Origin of the sequence: Kribbella albertanoniae, assembly GCF_004348455.1 — a bacterium.
GTDB classification, from domain to species: Bacteria; Actinomycetota; Actinomycetes; order Propionibacteriales; family Kribbellaceae; genus Kribbella; species Kribbella albertanoniae.
Genome location: NZ_SMKA01000088.1, coordinates 1 through 16939, shown reverse-complemented (window position 1 = coordinate 16939; position 16939 = coordinate 1). Strand labels below are relative to the sequence as shown.

Sequence of the window (16939 nt, the reverse complement as noted above, 5' to 3'; positions counted from 1 at the left end):
CCGGGTGGCGACCAAAACTTAGAGGACTGTGATGGTGATGGTGCTGCCCGGCCGGACCTTCTGACCGGCGCCGGGGTTCTGGGCGGCGACGATGTTGAGGCCGATGTTCAGTGCAGCCTTCTCGATCTTCACCTGGAATCCGGCAGCCTTGAGGATCCGCTCGGCGTCGGCGACCGACTTGCGTTTCACATTCGGTACCTCGACCAGCGGCGGACCCTTGGAGACGACGACCTGCACCTTGTCCTTGGCGTAGAGCGTGCCGCCTCGCGGGGTCTGGCTGATCACAGCGCCCTCGGGCACCTTGGCGTCGTACTGCTCGGTGCGGTTGACGATGAACCCGAGTTTGCGCAGTGTCTTGTTGGCCTCGCGATAGTTCTTGCCGGTGAAGTCGGGGACCGCGATCGGCTTCTTGCCCTTGCTCACCACGAAGTTGACCGCGGTGTTGGGCGCCACGACCATGTCGAATCGGGGGTAGAAGGCAACCACCCGGCCGGCTGGCACTTTCTCGTTGTACTGCTCGTTGATCTGGCCTTGCACCAGCTTGATCGATGCCAGTGCCCCGTTGGCGGCGTCCAGATCCAGACCGGCGAGCTGGGGCATGCGATACCGCTCCGGTCCCTTGGAGACGGTCAGCTGAATCTCGCCGTCCTTGCGGATCCGCTCACCCGGCCTGGGGTCGGTGGACATCACCTGTCCCTTGGGGACGTCCTCGGAGAAGTCCTGGTTGGCCAGTGTGGTCCGCAGCTGCACCTTCTGCGCTTCGACCGAAGCCGCGGCCGGAGTCAGCTTCACGAGATTCGGTGCGGTCGTGTAGCGGTGGACGCCGTAGTACCAGGCCGAGGTGCCGATACCGACGGCTGCCAGCAGGATGATGATGAGCGCGATCAGCCCGCGGCTGGGCCGCCGCCGTACAGGTTTGCGCTGTACTGGCTGACCGGTAGGGCGGCCGTGCTCCACCGGTACGACGATCGTCTCGTGCCTGAGCGCGCTCACCGGCGTCACCGGGGTGACCTCGCGCGTGTAGCCGTCGTCGTAGTCGCTGTCCTGCCGGATCTGCTGGATCGGCACGGTCAGGTCGCCGGTCAGCTCAGGGTCGTCCGGCAGGCCCTCTTCGAGGGCACTGCGCACCCGACGGACCTGACGGCTCAGTACGCGCGCATCGGCCGGGCGGAGGTCGCGCTGCCGGGCGGTGGCACGCTGCACGAGCGCATCGACGTACGGCGGGATGCTCGGCTGCACGAGGGACGGTGCGGGCACGTCGGCGTGCACGTGTGCGTAAGCGACCTGGATTGGGGTATCACCGCTGTGTGGCTTGTTACCCGTCAGCAGCTCGTAAAGGAGGATGCCGGACGAGTACACGTCGGAGCGGGCGTCCGCACTGCCGTCGGTCACCAGCTCGGGGGCCAGGTAGGAGACCGTGCCCATCAGCAAGCCCTGAGTCGCGGTGTTGCCGGTGGCGCTGACCGCACGCGCCAGACCGAAGTCGGCGACCTTCACGGTGCCGCTGTCGGAGAGCAGAACGTTCTCCGGCTTGATGTCGCGGTGAACGATGCCGGCGTCGTGCGCAGCGGACAGTGCGGACAGGATCGGCGCCAACAGGTCGAGCGCCCGGGCCGGTGAGAGCGGTGCGTGCTCGCGGATCAGGTCACGCAGCGTGCGGCCGGGGATGTACTCCATGGCCAGGAACAGGGTGCCGTTGTCGTCGCCCTGGTCGAACACTGCGACCACGTTCGGATGCGAGAGCTTGGCGGCGGCCCGGGCCTCGGCGACGAAGCGGCGGGCGAACTGGGCGTCGTCACCGAGACCGTCGTGCATGATCTTGAGCGCGACGATCCGGTCCAGTCGCATGTCCAGCGCCTGGTAGACGGTGGCCATGCCGCCTCTGGCGACCCGTGCACCCACGCGGTAGCGACCGTCGAGCACACGCCCGACGAGGCGGTCGCCTACCTGCGTGTCCACGTCATCCGTCACTGCTGGTGAGCCGCCTCTCAAGCTACCTCTGCTTCAGAGAGTGTAGATAAGGCTCCAGGTCGACCGCGCCAGGCGCACCGCTCAAGCAGTCACTTGAGGGGGTTCCAGCCCTTCTCGAACTGGCCCTTCAGGCGCAGCACGCTCTTCACGTAGAGCTTGGTGTCGGGGTACATCCCGTTACGCCGGACTCCGCCCAGACCCTGGTAGTAGCCCGCTACGGCGATGTCCAGCTTCGCGGCACCGGTCAGCCGGTCCAGCAGCACCACACCGGCTGTGACGTTGTCCTGGGCCTTCAGCAGGTCCAGGTCGCGACCGACGATGCCCGAGGAGAACCGTCCGGTCGACGGGATCACCTGCATCGCTCCGATGGCGTTGGCGGGGGAGACCACGCGCTGCTTCCAGCCGGACTCCTGCCAGCTCACCGCGAGCGCCAGCTCCGGATCGACGCCGTACCGCTTGGCTGTCGCGACGATCAGCGTGCGCATCTGCGCGCGGGTGGGGTGCTTGCGCTTCTTCAGGGTGGCCCGGTTGCGGTCGGCCTGGGCGACGATGTGGTCGGCGTAGGTGCGGCCGGCGAAGGTGTTGTTCTTCGTCTTCTTCCTGGTGCTCTTCTTGGGTGCTGTTGCCTTGAGCTTCACCGGCACCCGCAGGCTCTTGCCCGCGAAGATGCGGTCGCTGGCCCGCATCCGGTTGGCGGCCAGCAGGTTGGCCTGCGAGCATCGGAAGCGCTTGGCGATCTTGGAGATCGTGTCACCCGGTTTGACGACGTACCGGCTCATCCGGAGCTGGGAGCGCTTGCCCGGCGTCTTGGCGGCCGTCCGGCTCTTGGGCGCGGCCTTGGTGGCTCCGGGCAGTTTCAGGACCTCGCCGGCGTAGATGGCGTTGCCGTTGCCCGGGAGCTTGTTCAGCGTGACCAGTGTCCGGACGCTGGTCCCGTAGCGGTTGGCGATGTGACTGAGCGTGTCACCGCTCTTCACCGTGTAGGCGCCGAAGCCCGGCGACCCGGCGGTGATCACCCCGGCAGCCAGCACCGGTACTGCGATTCCGGTCAGTACGCGTACGACATTTCGCATGGTCCATCTCCCCGTGTCACGTCACTTGACCGTAAGTGCTGGTACGGATGTGACAACAGAGGCGAATGGGGTGATTGTTACGCCTGTAACTCAATGTTTATATTGTTAGCTCAGAACTGACCGAAACGGCTCCGTAAAAAGGGTTTACCGAGATCCGGGAGAACGCCGGTGCGGACGGTCTCGGCGATGATCGCTGCCGTGATCGGGGTCAGCAGCACGCCGTTGCGGTAGTGACCAGTTGCCCAGAGCAACCCATCGAGCCCGGACGGGCCGAGGATCGGTGCGTTGTCCGGGGTGGCCGGCCGGAGTCCGGCGATCGTCTCCACCAGTTCGAGTTCGTCGGTGACCGGCAGCACGGTCCTTGCATCGCGCAACAAAGCGAACACGCCGCCGGCGAGCACCCTGGTGTCGTAGCCGAGCTCGTTGCTCGTGGCACCGACCACCAGTTCGCCACCGGGCCGGGGGACCAAATAGACCGAGAATCCGCGGGCGGTGGCGCGGACCGTGTGTTTGAGCGCCGGGCGATATGCCTCGGGGACGCGCAGCCGCAGTACTTCACCTTTGACCGGGCGCACCGGGGCACGCAATTCAGCGGGCACGCCTTTCAGTTGTGCCGACCACGGTCCGGTCGCGGCAATCACCTGAGCAGCATGTACGGCGGTCCCGTCCGCGAGCTGTACGCCGATTGCCGTCGTACCGGCGGTGATGACGTGGGAGACGCTCTGGCGGATCACAGTGACGCCGGAGACCTCGACTGCGCGGAGGAGAGCGGTGACTGCCTGCCGGTTGTCGACGGAGTGGTCACCGGGGACCCAGACGCCGCCGGAGACTCCGTTGGCCAACAGGGGCTCGCGTTTGCGGGCCTCGCGGCCGGACAGCACCTCTACGGCCAGTCCGAGGTTGCGCTGGTACTCCGCTAGTCGGCGGAGCTCGGCTGCGTCGTCGACGTCGTACGCGACCGACAGGGTGCCGGTCTGGTGCAGTCCGGCGGACAGACCGGTCGCTTCCTCGAGCCGTGCGGCGAAAGCGGGCCAGGCGTCGACACCGGCCAGGTTGAGCGCGAGCAGGTCGTCCTCGCCGTACTCGACCTCTGTGACCGGGGCGAGCATGCCGGCGGCGACTATGGAGGTCTGTTCGCCCGGCGTCGGGTCGCAGATCGTCACCTGCAGACCGTCCACGGCCAGCTGCCAGGCGGTCGCCAGACCGATCAGCCCGCCGCCAATCACCACCACATCGGACGTGTGCTCAGGCATGCCGTCACCCTACGTCCGGTGCGGCATGGCAGGCTGTGTCGTGTGACTGAGTCCACGGACCGCCTGCAGGACGCCCACCTGTACTTGTGTACAGATGCGCGCGAGAAGCAGGGCGACCTCGAACAGTTCCTGGACGCCGCGCTGGCAGGCGGCGTCGACATCGTGCAGCTCCGTCAGAAGGAGATGGAGGCTGCGGACGAGCTTGCGGCGCTGGAGGTGTTCGCGGCTGCCTGTCGGCGGCACGGCAAGCTGCTGGCGGTGAACGACCGGGCGGACATCGCGTTCGCGGCCGGAGCCGACGTACTGCACCTGGGGCAACGCGACCTGCCGGTGCAGGCGGCTCGGGGTGTCATTGGGTCGGATCCGATCGTCGGGCGGTCCTGTCACACCTTCAGCCAGGTGAACGCTGCTGTGGCTGAGCACGGGTCGGACTACTTCTGTGTCGGCCCGACGTGGGAGACGCCGACCAAGCCGGGTCGCCAGGCCGCCGGGCTGGAGCTGGTTTCGTACGCTGCAAGCCGTCAGCAATCAAAGCCCTGGTTCGCGATCGGCGGTATCGATCTCGAGCGGCTGGACGAGGTCGTGGCAGCCGGTGCGACCCGAGTGGTCGTCGTACGGGCGATCACCGCGGCTGACGACCCAGGTGCGGCCGCTGCTGAGTTCAGCCGGCGACTGCGGGGTCTGGGGTGACGAACCCGAAGACCGTCCGCATCGTCGCGATCGTGCTGATCGCGATGCTGGTGATCACGCTGGCTGCCTCGTTGTTCGGCTGCGCGCCGGCCAAGACGCCCTCGTCGACGCCGAGCGTCGATCCGGTCAGTGGGCTGCGCTTCGTCGCTGTGGGCGAGCTGCCGAAGGAGGCGCAGGACACGCTGAATCTGATCGACCAGGGCGGCCCGTACCCGTACAACCGCGACGGTGTGGTCTTCGGCAACCGCGAGAAGCTCCTGCCCAAGCAGAGCAACGGCTACTACCACGAGTACACCGTGAAGACGCCGGGGGAGCGGGACCGCGGCGCCCGCCGGATCGTGACCGGCAAGAGCGACGAGCGCTACTACACCGACGACCACTATGCATCGTTCCGCCGGATCGCGGAGGACAACGGATGACCGACCTGCGTGCCCTACTGACCGAGGGCCTGCGCCCCGGCGTCTACCGCTGGCAGTCCAGTCGCAGCACCGACGACGTACGGCGTGAGGTGTCCGCAGCAGGCTGGGACTTCGTCCTGCTGGACACCACCGACATCCACGACAAAGCAGGCTTCCTCGACCTCTGTGCGACCGCCTTCGACTTCCCCCGCTGGTTCGGCCGCAACTGGGACGCCCTAGCCGACTCCCTCAGCGACCGCTCCACCGGCGAACCCGAAATCGTCCTGTGGACCGGCCTGGAACACCTGCTGGAGCACGACCACGACACAGTAGACGTAGCCCTCCAGATCTTCACCGAAGACACCACCAACTCCGGCCAACTCCGCTTCCTCATCCACGAGCCCCCAAAGGCAGAGTCGCCAGCCCTACTTAGCGCACTACCTGTCCTTTAGTAACCAGCTGAGCACACGGTCGGTTTGGCTCGGCAGCACGTGCCCCGCGTCCCGCAGGACGACTGTCGCCTTCGGCAGTCGCCGTGCGGTCTCCTGCGAGTCGAGCATCCGGTCACGCCCACCAACGATCACCAGCAGGTTGAGCCGGCTCAGCTGGTCGGCGGTGAAGATGGGTAGCTGCACGCGCCTGGGCTGGAAGTGCTTATGCACCAGCAACGCGAACTCGCCGGTGTCTCCGCGCCTCTTGGCCGGTAGCGGCCCGGCGACCAACCGCATCGTCTGCAGGACGCCCCACCGTCCCCACGGCAACAGGAAGATCGCCGGCAGATAGATGAGCGACTTCTGCCGGCCGATGCCCGAAGGACTCAGCAGTGCGAGCTTGCGGACCTTGTGCGGTCGCCGGATCGCATAGTCGGTCGCGATCCAGCCACCCAGCGAACTCCCGACCATCAGAACCGAGTCTTGGATGCCGAGCCCTTCGAGTACGGCGTCCAGCCAGGCCGCGTGGTCGTCGGAATCGAGCTCCGGTCGCACCTGCGCACTCAGACCCGGATCACCGAGCAGATCGACCGCGTGCACGCGATAGTGCGCCGACCAGGCCGAGACGTCATCCACCCAGTCGAGCGACGTACTGGCCGAGCCGTGCAGCAGCACGAGCGGCGGTGCGTCTACCGGCCCGCAGCTGACGACGAAGGTGTCACCTGAAGCCGTGGGCACCAGGTGCTGCTCATTCGATACCGGCCATTCGGCCAGCAACGCACGGTACTGCTCGTGGACAGCGTCACGACCTGCTGCGGACTTGAAGTACATCCCAGCAGACTAGGTGCGAAAGTCAGAGCACTCGGGATGTTGCGGCGATGGCGAGGTCGGTCAGGCCCTTTCGGGCAGTGTCGTCGGACAGGGGGGCGCGGTCCAGGGCGTCCAGGGCGTCTTCGGTGCGTTCGGTGATGAGGTCTTCGCAGGCTTGTACGGCGCGGGAGTCCTGGAGGATCTCGCGGAGGAGCTGGATTTCGTCGGCGTCGAGGTCGGGGCGGCCGAAGAGGCGGTCGAACTCGGCTAGCTGGACTTCGGAGGCGTGGTCGACGGCGTAGGCGACCAGGACGGTGCGTTTGCCTTCGCGGAGGTCGTCGCCGGCGGGCTTGCCGGTGAGGGCTGGGTCGCCGAAGACGCCGAGTAGGTCGTCGCGTAGCTGGAAGGCCTCGCCGATCGGCTGTCCGTACGACGAGAGCGCGTCGATGAGCCGTTGGTCGCAGCCGGCGAGTGCTGCGCCGACGTGGAGCGGGCGCTCGACCGTGTAGGTCGCGGCCTTGTAGCGCAGGACGCGTAGTGCCAGGTCCATGTCGGACTCGCCACTGGCCTGGGCAACGAGGTCCAGGTACTGCCCTGCGGTCACCTCGACGCGCACTGAGTCGAAGAAGCGGGATGCGCGCGCCAGTGCGGCCGCGTCGAAGCCGGAGGTGTGCAGCAGCTCGTCTGCCCAGATGAGGCACAGATCGCCGAGCAGAATCGCCGCACCGACGCCGAAGTTCACAGGATCGCCACCACGGCCGGATGCCTCCGACCGGGCGCGCTGCAGCGCTTCGAACTGGCGGTGCGCGGCCGGGGCGCCACGCCGTACATCAGAGGAGTCCATGACGTCGTCATGAACCAGAGCGCTGACATGCAGCATCTCCAGGCTGGCTGCCGCAGCCAGGATCGGCTGGGCCGGGTCACCGCCGGCGGCACGGAAGCCCCAGTAGCAGAACGCCGGTCGCAGCCGCTTGCCGCCGCTGGTCGCGTCCCGAGCGGCCTGCACGACCTCGGCCAGCTCCGGCCCGATGGCCGTCAGCCGCTGCTGCTGAAGGTCCAGGAAGCTGGTCAGCGCGCGCTGGACCTCGACGGGGATGTCCACTTCGCCATACACGTCTCGGAGCGTAGTCGGTCGCTGCGCCGACGCCGACGGCGCGGGTAACCTTGGCGCATGGCAAACGGACTTCCCTCCACACTCCCCGGCAGTACTCCGACTGTCCGTGAGCTGCTGGCCAGCGGAAGCCGTTCCTTCTCCTTCGAGTTCTTCCCACCGAAGACTCCGGAGGCCGAGGAGGTGCTGTGGCGCTCACTGCGCGAGATCGAGCAGCTGCGCCCCACCTTCGTCTCGATCACGTACGGCGCTGGCGGAACCACCCGGGACGGGACTATCCGCGTCACCGAGCGCGTCGCGCAGGACACGTCGCTGACGCCGATCGGGCACCTGACCTGCGTCTCGCACTCCCGGGACGAGCTGCGTTCGGTGATCGGTGCGTACGCCGGCTCCGGCGTACGGAACATGCTGGCACTGCGCGGAGACCCGCCCGGCGGTCCGAACCAGCCGTGGGTCGCGCACCCCCAAGGGCTGAACCACGCTGTCGAATTGGTCGAGCTGATTCGTGAGCTGGGCGACTTCTGTGTCGGAGTGGCGGCCTTCCCGGACAAGCACCCGGAAGCCTCATCGCTGGAGGCGGATGCTCAGGTGCTCGCGGCCAAGGCACAGGCCGGTGCGGACTACGCCATCACCCAGATGTTCTTCGGTGCGGATGACTACTTCCGCCTGGTCGACCGGGCCGCTGCGCTCGGCTGTGACATCCCGGTGCTGCCGGGCATCATGCCGGTGACCAACATCAAGCAGATCCAGCGGATGGCCGAGCTGACCGGGATGGCGTTGCCCAAGCCTGTCACCGACCGCCTGCTGGCGGTCGAGGCCGACCCGGCTGCGGTGCGGCAGGTCGGAGTGGAGATCGCGACCGAGCTGTGCGAGCAACTGCTCGCCGGTGGTGCGCCGGGGATCCACTTCATCACTCTGAACCGCTCGACGGCGACCCGGCAGGTCTTCCAGAACCTGGGCAGCCACGTCGCCTCCTGAGCAAGGTCGGGGCCCTATCCTGGGCTGATGGCTGACCCGTCCGACCTGCTGGTCGATCGCACCCTCGTCCTGCTCCGGCACTCCAAGGCTGTGCCGCCGGAGTCGATGCCGGACCTGCAGCGGCCGCTCGCGGACCGCGGCCGTGCGGACGCCGCCGCGGCCGGCCGGTACCTCGTTGCCCAGGGCATCGAAGCGGACCTGGTCATGTGCTCACCGTCGCAGCGCACCCGGGAGACTTGGCAGTACGCCGCCGAGGCCGGTGCGACCGCCACGGACGTCTGGTACGACCGGCAGATCTACAACGCCGACACGGTCGAGCTCCTCGACGTCATCCGCGAGGCACCGGCCGAGGCCCGCACCGTGATCATGGTCGGGCACGCACCGGGCATCCCGTGGCTGGCCGACGAGCTGGCCCTGGACGGGACCAGCCCGGAACGCGTCCAGCTCACCCAGAAGTACCCGACGTCCGGGCTCACCGTCCTGCACCTGACCTGCCGCTGGGCAGACCTGTCGGCGGACGACGCAGACCTGGTGTCGTACGTCGTCCCCCGCGGCTGAACGCTACTTACTGGGCAGCCAGTGGGTTGTGCTGTTCACCGTCACCATGCGCTGGGTTGCGCGAGTCAGAACGACGTACAGGGCCCGAACGCCGCCCAGCGTCTCGCTGACGATCCGGTCCGGCTCCACCACCACGACAGCGTCGTACTCAAGGCCCTTGGACTCCAAGGGGGTGAGGGCGACGACCCGGGGGTCTCCGATCTCGGCCAGCACTCGCTCCACGGCCGGACGCTGGGTGGGCGTCACGATGACACCGACTGTGCCTTCGACGAGCTGCAGGAGCTCGGCTGCCGCGTCACCCGCGGCCTCCGAGATCTTGCTGGCGTCGAAGATCCGGTGCTCCGGCTCGATCCCAGTCTCGCGGACCGCGTTCGGCAGGTCGGCATCCGGCAGGGTCTGCCGGATCACCTCACCGGCGAACGCGTAGATCTCGGCCGAGTTGCGGTAGTTGGTGGACAGCCGGAAGCTGTGCCGCTGCAGGTGCGACAACATCGAGTCCATCGCCGCGCGGGCCTCGTCCGGGTCCGGCCAGGAGCTCTGCGCCGGGTCGCCGACGATCGTCCAGCTGGCCTGCGGACCGCGTCGGGTGACCATCCGCCACTGCATGGGGGAGAGGTCCTGCGCCTCGTCCACCAGGACGTGCGCGTAGTCGTCCGGCTCCTCGGCATCCCTGGCCGCCGCGGCACGCGCCCGGCGCTCGGAGGTGGTCAGCACCTCGTTCACACCGTCCGACAGACCTTCCAGCCAGTCGAACTCTTCGTCCCGGGACTCCTGGACCGGCGGGTGGCCCAGATACGTGCTGAGCTCGTCGAGCAACGCAACGTCGGCGACGGTGAAGTCAGCCGTACTACGGATCGCCGCGGCCAGCGTCTCGATCTCGACCGGCGTCAGCTCGTTGCGGGCCCAGCGCTGCAACCGGCGTGGGTCGCCGAGCCAGCGCAGTACAGCCTCGGGCGTCAGCACCGGCCACCACTGGTTGAAGAACGTCCGGAACGCCGGAGTGTCGGTGACGCGGTCACCGAACGCCTCACGGTCGCCGTACACACCAGTGCGAAGGTCCTCCGGGAACCGCTGCCACAGCGCGGCCACCAGACCCTTGCGGGCCTCGGCCCCGGCTCGGTTGCGCGGAGTGCGACGCAGAGCATTCCGGCGGACGTTGTCCAGTTGGTTGGTGTCCACCTCGACAGTGGCACCACCAATGAAGACCCGCAGCGTGGTCGGTGCATTCGGCACCCGGTCCCGCGCAGCACGCGACAGTACGCCGCGCATCCGCAGCGAGCCCTTGATTGCGGCCGCATCGGCGTCGTCGACCGCAGTGGCCTTCACACCGTCGACCAGCTCGCCCACAGCGCGCAGAGAGACCGTGTTCTCACCAAGGCTCGGCAGAACGCGCTCGATGTAGGCCATGAACGCCGCCGACGGGCCGACCACCAGTACGCCGCCACGCTCGAACCGCCGGCGGTCGCTGTACAGCAGGAACGCCGCACGGTGCAGGGCGACCACGGTCTTACCAGTGCCCGGCCCACCGCCGATCACGGTGACTCCACGGGCAGGTGCGCGGATGGCGCGGTCCTGCTCGGCCTGGATGGTGGCGACGATGTCACGCATCGTGTGACCACGCGCCCGCGACAGTGACGCCATCAGAGCGCCCTCGCCCATCACCGGCAGGTCCTCCGGTGCGCGCTCCGGCGCGAGCAGGTCGTCCTCGATCCCGATGATGCGTGGACCCTTGTTCCGCAGGACGCGGCGTCGGACGACCTTCAGCCGATCCGTCCCGGTCGCCCGGTAGAACGGCTCGGCCGCAGGTGCCCGCCAGTCGATCACCAGTGGCTCGTACTCGGCGTCGCGCACCCCGATCCGGCCGACGTACAGGCTCTCGAGCTCGCTGGCAGCCGTAGCGGCCGGCTGGTCGTCGCCTTTGTCGGAGTCGAGCCGCCCGAAGACCAGGCCCTCGTGCTCCGCGTCCAGTTCGGCAATCCGGCGGGCGGCGGCGAACACCAGCACGTCCCGCTCGTACAAACCGGTCTGCTCCTCCTCACGAACCCGGCCCACGTTCTGGGCCTGGGCCCGCGCATGACCGTCTACAGCAATGCGGGATGCCGATCGAGCCGCTACGTCGACCCGGTCGTACACCAGGTCAACGTGCTGTTGCTCAGCCGCCAGCTCAGCCCGCTCGACGTTGTCGTCGTGCGCTGGCAGGGGGGTTTGATCCACCGAGATCCTCTCTACTGCCGGGCACCGCCCCGACACGAAACACAGGAACGTCCAATCTTAGTGCGCGGTGTTTATCAACCCCAGACGGGGCTCATGCCTTCCCGATGGCGTCAGCGACTATGGCGGCGCCCAGAGTGGTCGCGGGTACGCCGGATCCGGGGTGGGCGCCGGCTCCGACGCAGTACAGGCCTTTGACGGGGGAGACGTTGCCAGCTCGGCGGCGGGCGGTGCGGTAGCCCTCCCAGGCCACTCCGGCCCACCAGGACGGGGACACCTGGCGGGAGACCACCTTGTCCCGGATGTGCAGGCCACGGGCGACCAGCAGGTCCAGTACGTCGTCCGTCGGGTAGCCGTGGACGAGGACCGACCACGCTTGGTGTCCAGCCGGTGCCTGACCGCCCGTGCGGACCACGACGGTCGGCGTACCGTGCAGGACAGTCTCGAAGGGCAGCGCCGGTAGGGGCTCCTGCAGACCGAGGTGTACGACGTACGCCGCCTGGGCCTGGTGGGTCGCCAGGACGCGCTTGCGCACCTTCTTGGCGGCGGAGTCGTCGACCAACCGCCCGTAGAGGTCGCGGGGGTCGATGTCGCTGACCACGATGTCCGCGGTCAGCACCTCACCGTCAGCGAGTCGCACACCGGTCACAGCGCCGCCGTTGGTGGTCACGGCGACCACTTCGGCGTTGGTGCGGACGGTGACCTTACGTTCGCTGGCTCGCTGCACCAGTGCGTCCGCAAGAGCGCCGAATCCGCCCGGGACAGTCCACCTGCCGAAAGTGCGCTCCAGGTACGACCACACGCCGACGTAGCCCGGGGTGAGCGTCGCATCCGATCCGCCCTGGGCAGCGAAGTGCCGCAGTACGGCGCGGGCTCGCTCGTCGGACAGTTGCCGCTGGGCGACCTTCTCCAGCGACTGCCACGGCTTGAGCGCGCGGACTGCGCTGAAGGGGAGCTTGTTCTCCAACGGCGGTTCGAGCGACGTCTTGCGCAGTAACTGCCAGGTGTCGCCGTAGCCGTCGACCAGATCGGTCCACTGCTGCGCTACCTGTGCGCCGGCCAGGTCAGTCCAGGCATCGCTCTGGGTGGCACGGTCGCTCAGCGGCAGGTCGAGCACCGAGCCGTCAGCAAACATGTGCCGACGTGACTCGAGCACAGGCTCGAGCTGAACCAGACTCTCGATCGGGCGACCACTCTTCCGGAACAAATCCCGCAGAGCCGCCGGGAGCGTCGTACTGGCGGCTCCGGCGTCCCACTGGAAACCGTCCGCCTCGATGCGGCCGAGGACTCCGCCCAGCCGCTCGTCCTGCTCGCAGATGGTGACGCTATGGCCCAGCTTGGCCAGCCGCACCGCACTGGCGAGACCGGCGAGGCCGGCCCCGATGACAATCACTTCGGCCATCAGACAGCACTGCTCCCGGTTGCCGGATCACTGCGTTTGTCGCGCCAGGCCTTGAACCGCTCCCAGCCACGCCGGATGAACCGGAAGGCGACGTACACGCCGATGAGTCCGAGCAGCAGCAGTACGGCGGCGATGATGAGGGCGATCTCCGGATGGAACGCGGCCAGCGACATCACGCCGGCGACGGCAACGTCCTCACCGGACGACGCGGCGATGTTGGTGACGGGCTCGGGGGAGGTGTTGATGGCGAGCCGCAGACTGGATTTCACGGCATGCGACAGCAGTGCGGTGAGGCCGCCGGTGGCGACGATCGCTGCCTGCTGCAGCGTGCCGGCCTCGCCGGACATCAGGGCCGCGATGATCGCGCCGACGGTCGGCCGGATCACGGTCGAGATCGCGTCCCAGGCCGAGTCGATGTACGGGATCTTGTCCGCGACGAACTCGAACGCGAACAGGACCGCGGCAGCGATCAGCACGCCGTTGCTGGTCAGCGCGGTAGGCACGTCCTCGGCCCCGGCGAACCGGCCGAGCAGACCGAGAATCAGCACGCACGCGTAGGCGTTGACCCCACTGGCCCAGCCCGCTGTGAACGCCAACGGTAATGCTTCCACCGGCCTACCTTTTCGTCAGAATCGAACCCCTGAAGGGCGAGTCTTGGTAAACCGTTGACAGCGCGGGTCGCCTCGACTAACAGTGATCAGACTGCCAGCCTGTGTGACCGGCAGCCCCCGCCCTCGGGTCAGGAGAAAACAACATGCTGCGTCGTTCGAAGATTCTCGCCGCACTCGCGGCGGTAGCGTTGCCGATCACCGTGACCGGCGTGTCGTCCGGTGGTCCACCGGCTGCTGCCGCACCGCCGGATGCGAGCAGTACGGCAGCGTCGGCGTTCGGTGCGGCCGCTGCGAAGTACGGCGTACCGGAGTCGGTGCTCTTGGCCGTCTCGTACGCGGAGAGCCGGTGGGACGACCACCAGGGCGCATCGAGCTCGTCGGGCGGCTATGGCCCGATGCACCTGACTGCTGTCGACGCGAGCAGGCTCGTGGACCTGTCAGGCAAGCAGAAGATCGGCAAGGTGGAGTCGCTGCGCACGCTGTACAAGGCGTCCCAGCTGACCGGGCTGGACCCGGTTGCGCTGCGCACGGACACCGCCGCCAACATCTCCGGTGGCGCTGCCCTGCTGGCGTCGTACCAGCGGTCGCTCGGCCTTCCGGTGGGCGCCGACACCTCTGCAGCCCAGTGGTACGGCGCAGTGGCGTCGTACGCCGAGGCTGCGGACCGCGCAGGTGCAACAGGCTTTGCCGATGACGTCTACTCGATCATGGCGCGCGGTGCGGCCCGTACGACGAACACGGGGCAGCGCATCGCGATGCCGCCGGTCAGTGTGGCGCCGGACAAGTCCCAGGCGAGCAAGCTGGCACTGCCGACCGGTGTGAAGCAGGCGAACTCCGACGTCGAGTGCCCGGCCTCACTGGGGTGTGAGTGGCTGCCCGCGCCGTACGAGAAGACAGGTGCCGGTGCCGGCGACTACGGCAACCACGACCTCGCGAACCGGCCGAAGACCGGCAAGATCGACTACATCATCATTCACGACACCGAGGGTGGCTGGCAGGGCACCCTGAACATGGTGCAGGACCCGAACTACGTGAGTTGGCAGTACACGATGCGCTCGTCCGACGGCCACACATGGCAGCACGTGAAGGCGAAGGACGTGGCCTGGCACGCAGGCAACTGGTACGTGAACATGCACAGCATCGGTATCGAGCACGAGGGCTTCGCCGCTCAGGGCGCCACCTGGTACACCGAGGCGATGTACCGCAACTCGGCCAAGCTGGTGAAGTACCTGGCCGCGAAGAACAACATCCCGCTCGACCGCGCACACATCATCGGCCACGACCAGGTGCCGGGCACACTGCCCACCACTGTCGGCGGCATGCACTGGGACCCGGGCCCCTACTGGGACTGGGAGCACTACTTCGACCTGCTCGGTGCGCCGATCTACGGGCACTCGATCTTTCCGGCCAAGGTCGGCTCGATCGTGACCATCAAGCCCGGCTTCTCGGGCAACGCGCAGGTCGTGACCGGCTGCAGCGGTGCGGGGGTGCCGTGCCCGACGCAGGGCACCAACTTCGTCTACCTGCGCCAGGCGCCGGACGAGAGCGCTCCGCTGGTCACAGACCTCGGTCTGCACAAGGACGGCTCGCCCGGCACCACCGCGACCTGGGACCACAGCGCACGGGTCGCCGCCGGCGCGCAGTACGTCGTGGCTGAACGCCAGGGCGATTGGCTGGCCGTCTGGTACCTGGGCGCGAAGGGCTGGTTCAAGAGCCCGAAGTCGGCACCGGACGCCTTTGCGAAGCCGGGTGTCGTGGTGACGCCGAAGGCCGGCAAGACGTCGGTGCCGGTGTACGGACGGGCCTACCCGGAGCAGGCGGCGTACCCGGAAGGTATTCCGTACCAGACCGTCACGCCGTTGCAGTACTCGATCGGTGAGGGTCAGTCCTACCCGCTGAGCGACGGGTCCATCGAGACCGACTACTACCGGGCCGTCACGTTCGACACGAACACGCCGACCGACCACGTGCAGGTGCTCGGTAAGGACCGGTACTACCAGATCTGGTTCGGGCACCGCATGTTCTACGTCCGGGCCGCCGACGTGGACATCAAGCCGGCGTTCTGACTCAGTTGACGGTGATCTGGGTGGCTCCGGTGAGCTCAAGCAGTTCGGTGTAGCTCGTCGGGAACACCGAGTGCGGAATGCCGGCCGCCGCCCAGATCACGTCGTACTGCTGCAGTGCCGTGTCGACGTAGGTCGGCACGGGTCCGGGGTGGCCGACCGGAGCGACTCCACCGATCGACTGACCGGTGTGCTCCTTGACGAACTCCGGTGTGGCGCGCCGCAGCTTGCTGACGCCGAGCTCGGCCGCCACCTTCGCGGTGTCGACCCGGTGCGCGCCCGAGGTCAGGATCAGGACCGGTGCGCCGTCGCCGTCGAAGATCAGGCTGTTCGCGATCGCACCGACCTCGCAGCCGAGCTCCGCGGCCGCAGCGGCCGCGGTCGGGACCGCCTCGTCCAGGATCTTGATCTCGCCGGTCGCACCGGCTGCGTGGAGTGCGTCGGCGACGCGTTGGACGTTGGGATGATTACTCACCCTCCGAAGCCTATGTGAGCGCCGCTGCCCCGAAGGACACATTAAATCGGTCGCACCAGATCGAAACGCTCCGGAAGTTCTTGAGCTCGACGCTCGCCGGGATGGGGTAGTTCTGGTTGCCGTGGTTGCCTTTCAGGCGACCGAGCGTCTGATAGCGGCCGTCGTCGAACACGTGCCAGCCTGCCCGTCCGGGCACGACCCCCGCGTCACTGAGCCAGACTCTGAGGTCCGGGCCGTCCGACGTGTCGAGGTTCTCCAGGCGGAGGACGCGGGAGCCGTCGGGCAGTTGCAGTACGGCGACCTGGCCCGAGGTGCCGTGTTCGTGCGAGATCAGGCTGCCCTTGGCCAGGACCTTGGTGGTGGCCGGTGGCTCCTTCGGCGGGACCACCGAAACTGTCGGTGGCTTGGTCGACGATGGCTGTATGGAGATCGGAGCGGCAGTCGGAGCCGCAGTCGGGGAGGCGCTGGGCAGCGCCTCGTCGACGACCTTGTCGGTGAACACCCGCCACGGCTGGAACAGCGGCAGGGTGATCGCTGCCGCCGCCACGACGGCTGCCGCTGCTCCGGCCAGTGCTTTTCGCTTCATCGTCGGTCCTCTCGGTGCGGTGTCTCCAGTCTGTGGCCCGGATCGGTCGCACGGCGACGCGCCGGGCTTACGGCCCGTTGACGATTACCGCCGGGCGACGCTACGCTTCCAGTGTTCGAACAGATGTTCGATTACCTCCGGCCCGGCCTCGTCGGGAGACCGGCCGGAGGTGACCCGGGCAGCTGGACGGCCCCGGTGCGGAGTTGCGGCCGCATCGGGATCCGGTGCTCCCGGTGGGCCGGGTGCCGTGGTGGACCTCGACCCCCACCCCGGCCCCTGCCCCTTATACCCATCTCCGAGCCCACGCGACGCTCACGA

The 16939-nt window shown here is 67.8% G+C and carries 16 protein-coding genes; 6 read left to right on the top strand and 10 right to left on the bottom strand.

What is annotated here, in order from left to right; genetic code table 11:
* Positions 1-18: 18 nt before the first annotated feature.
* From pknB to thiO, 3 genes are all read right to left on the bottom strand, one after another.
* Positions 19-1971 carry a Stk1 family PASTA domain-containing Ser/Thr kinase gene (gene pknB, locus E1261_RS19950; RefSeq protein ID WP_132408564.1) on the bottom strand — a complete coding sequence of 651 codons (1953 nt, stop codon included), beginning with the start codon at positions 1969-1971 and terminating at the stop codon, positions 19-21.
* Between the two features lie 89 nt (positions 1972-2060).
* On the bottom strand, positions 2061-3044 hold the full coding sequence (locus tag E1261_RS19945; protein WP_132408562.1) for a lytic transglycosylase: 984 nt from the start codon (positions 3042-3044) through the stop codon (positions 2061-2063).
* Positions 3045-3154: 110 nt separating this feature from the next.
* A complete protein-coding gene (gene thiO, locus E1261_RS19940) occupies positions 3155-4297 on the bottom strand; it encodes a glycine oxidase ThiO (protein ID WP_132408560.1) in 1143 nt (380 codons plus the stop codon).
* Positions 4298-4339: 42 nt separating this feature from the next.
* Here thiO and thiE point away from each other — a divergent pair, with 42 nt between their 5' ends.
* Genes thiE through E1261_RS19925 form a run of 3 tightly spaced genes read left to right on the top strand, consistent with a single transcriptional unit; the run spans position 4340 to position 5837 of the window.
* Positions 4340-4987 (top strand): thiamine phosphate synthase, encoded by a 648-nt coding sequence (gene thiE / locus E1261_RS19935; protein WP_132408558.1) that lies wholly within the window; start codon positions 4340-4342, stop codon positions 4985-4987.
* Positions 4984-5406, top strand: coding sequence for a guanyl-specific ribonuclease (locus tag E1261_RS19930; RefSeq protein WP_238176320.1), 423 nt, complete (start codon positions 4984-4986; stop codon positions 5404-5406). The genes thiE and E1261_RS19930 overlap by 4 nt, the downstream gene beginning before the upstream one ends.
* Positions 5403-5837: a barstar family protein gene (locus tag E1261_RS19925; protein WP_132408556.1), complete on the top strand. Its 435-nt coding sequence runs from the start codon at positions 5403-5405 to the stop codon at positions 5835-5837. The genes E1261_RS19930 and E1261_RS19925 overlap by 4 nt, the downstream gene beginning before the upstream one ends.
* On the opposite strand, the gene E1261_RS19920 is transcribed toward E1261_RS19925, so the two are convergent.
* On the bottom strand, positions 5823-6647 hold the full coding sequence (locus E1261_RS19920) for an alpha/beta fold hydrolase (protein ID WP_132408554.1): 825 nt from the start codon (positions 6645-6647) through the stop codon (positions 5823-5825). The genes E1261_RS19925 and E1261_RS19920 overlap by 15 nt on opposite strands.
* A 22-nt stretch (positions 6648-6669) precedes the next feature.
* A complete protein-coding gene (locus tag E1261_RS19915) occupies positions 6670-7740 on the bottom strand; it encodes a polyprenyl synthetase family protein (protein WP_132408552.1) in 1071 nt (356 codons plus the stop codon).
* A gap of 57 nt (positions 7741-7797) precedes the next feature.
* Between E1261_RS19915 and metF the strand changes: the two genes are divergently transcribed.
* Positions 7798-8715, top strand: a complete 918-nt coding sequence (gene metF / locus E1261_RS19910) for a methylenetetrahydrofolate reductase [NAD(P)H] (protein WP_132408550.1) — start codon at positions 7798-7800, stop codon at positions 8713-8715.
* A 27-nt stretch (positions 8716-8742) separates the two neighbouring features.
* Positions 8743-9273, top strand: coding sequence for a SixA phosphatase family protein (locus E1261_RS19905; protein WP_132408548.1), 531 nt, complete (start codon positions 8743-8745; stop codon positions 9271-9273).
* A gap of 3 nt (positions 9274-9276) precedes the next feature.
* Here the strand turns inward: E1261_RS19905 and E1261_RS19900 are convergent, their stop codons facing one another.
* The 3 genes from E1261_RS19900 to E1261_RS19890 form a co-directional block, all read right to left on the bottom strand.
* Positions 9277-11487 carry a HelD family protein gene (locus E1261_RS19900; RefSeq protein ID WP_132408546.1) on the bottom strand — a complete coding sequence of 737 codons (2211 nt, stop codon included), beginning with the start codon at positions 11485-11487 and terminating at the stop codon, positions 9277-9279.
* A gap of 91 nt (positions 11488-11578) precedes the next feature.
* Positions 11579-12886 (bottom strand): phytoene desaturase family protein, encoded by a 1308-nt coding sequence (locus tag E1261_RS19895; RefSeq protein WP_132408544.1) that lies wholly within the window; start codon positions 12884-12886, stop codon positions 11579-11581.
* Positions 12886-13482: a DUF4126 domain-containing protein gene (locus tag E1261_RS19890; RefSeq protein ID WP_238176319.1), complete on the bottom strand. Its 597-nt coding sequence runs from the start codon at positions 13480-13482 to the stop codon at positions 12886-12888. The genes E1261_RS19895 and E1261_RS19890 overlap by 1 nt, the downstream gene beginning before the upstream one ends.
* A gap of 158 nt (positions 13483-13640) precedes the next feature.
* Between E1261_RS19890 and E1261_RS19885 the strand changes: the two genes are divergently transcribed.
* Positions 13641-15563 carry an N-acetylmuramoyl-L-alanine amidase gene (locus tag E1261_RS19885; protein ID WP_132408540.1) on the top strand — a complete coding sequence of 641 codons (1923 nt, stop codon included), beginning with the start codon at positions 13641-13643 and terminating at the stop codon, positions 15561-15563.
* A 1-nt stretch (position 15564) separates the two neighbouring features.
* Here E1261_RS19885 and E1261_RS19880 read toward each other — a convergent pair whose 3' ends face one another.
* Both E1261_RS19880 and E1261_RS19875 read right to left on the bottom strand, forming a co-directional pair.
* Entirely contained in the window at positions 15565-16035 is a 471-nt protein-coding gene (locus E1261_RS19880) for a YbaK/EbsC family protein (RefSeq protein WP_132408538.1), read from the bottom strand.
* Positions 16036-16045: 10 nt separating this feature from the next.
* Complete coding sequence (locus tag E1261_RS19875) at positions 16046-16621, bottom strand: DM13 domain-containing protein (RefSeq protein WP_132408536.1); 576 nt, start codon at positions 16619-16621, stop codon at positions 16046-16048.
* Between the last annotated feature and the right edge of the window lie 318 nt (positions 16622-16939).

Excerpts from the sequence above, each read along its gene's own strand:
- E1261_RS19945 (WP_132408562.1), bottom strand. The coding sequence starts at position 3,044 with ATGCGAAATGTCGTACGCGTACTGACCGGAATCGCAGTACCGGTGCTG.
- thiO (WP_132408560.1), bottom strand. The coding sequence starts at position 4,297 with ATGCCTGAGCACACGTCCGATGTGGTGGTGATTGGCGGCGGGCTGATC.
- E1261_RS19925 (WP_132408556.1), top strand. The coding sequence starts at position 5,403 with ATGACCGACCTGCGTGCCCTACTGACCGAGGGCCTGCGCCCCGGCGTC.
- E1261_RS19920 (WP_132408554.1), bottom strand. The coding sequence starts at position 6,647 with ATGTACTTCAAGTCCGCAGCAGGTCGTGACGCTGTCCACGAGCAGTAC.
- metF (WP_132408550.1), top strand. The coding sequence starts at position 7,798 with ATGGCAAACGGACTTCCCTCCACACTCCCCGGCAGTACTCCGACTGTC.
- E1261_RS19905 (WP_132408548.1), top strand. The coding sequence starts at position 8,743 with ATGGCTGACCCGTCCGACCTGCTGGTCGATCGCACCCTCGTCCTGCTC.
- E1261_RS19895 (WP_132408544.1), bottom strand. The coding sequence starts at position 12,886 with ATGGCCGAAGTGATTGTCATCGGGGCCGGCCTCGCCGGTCTCGCCAGT.
- E1261_RS19885 (WP_132408540.1), top strand. The coding sequence starts at position 13,641 with ATGCTGCGTCGTTCGAAGATTCTCGCCGCACTCGCGGCGGTAGCGTTG.
- E1261_RS19875 (WP_132408536.1), bottom strand. The coding sequence starts at position 16,621 with ATGAAGCGAAAAGCACTGGCCGGAGCAGCGGCAGCCGTCGTGGCGGCG.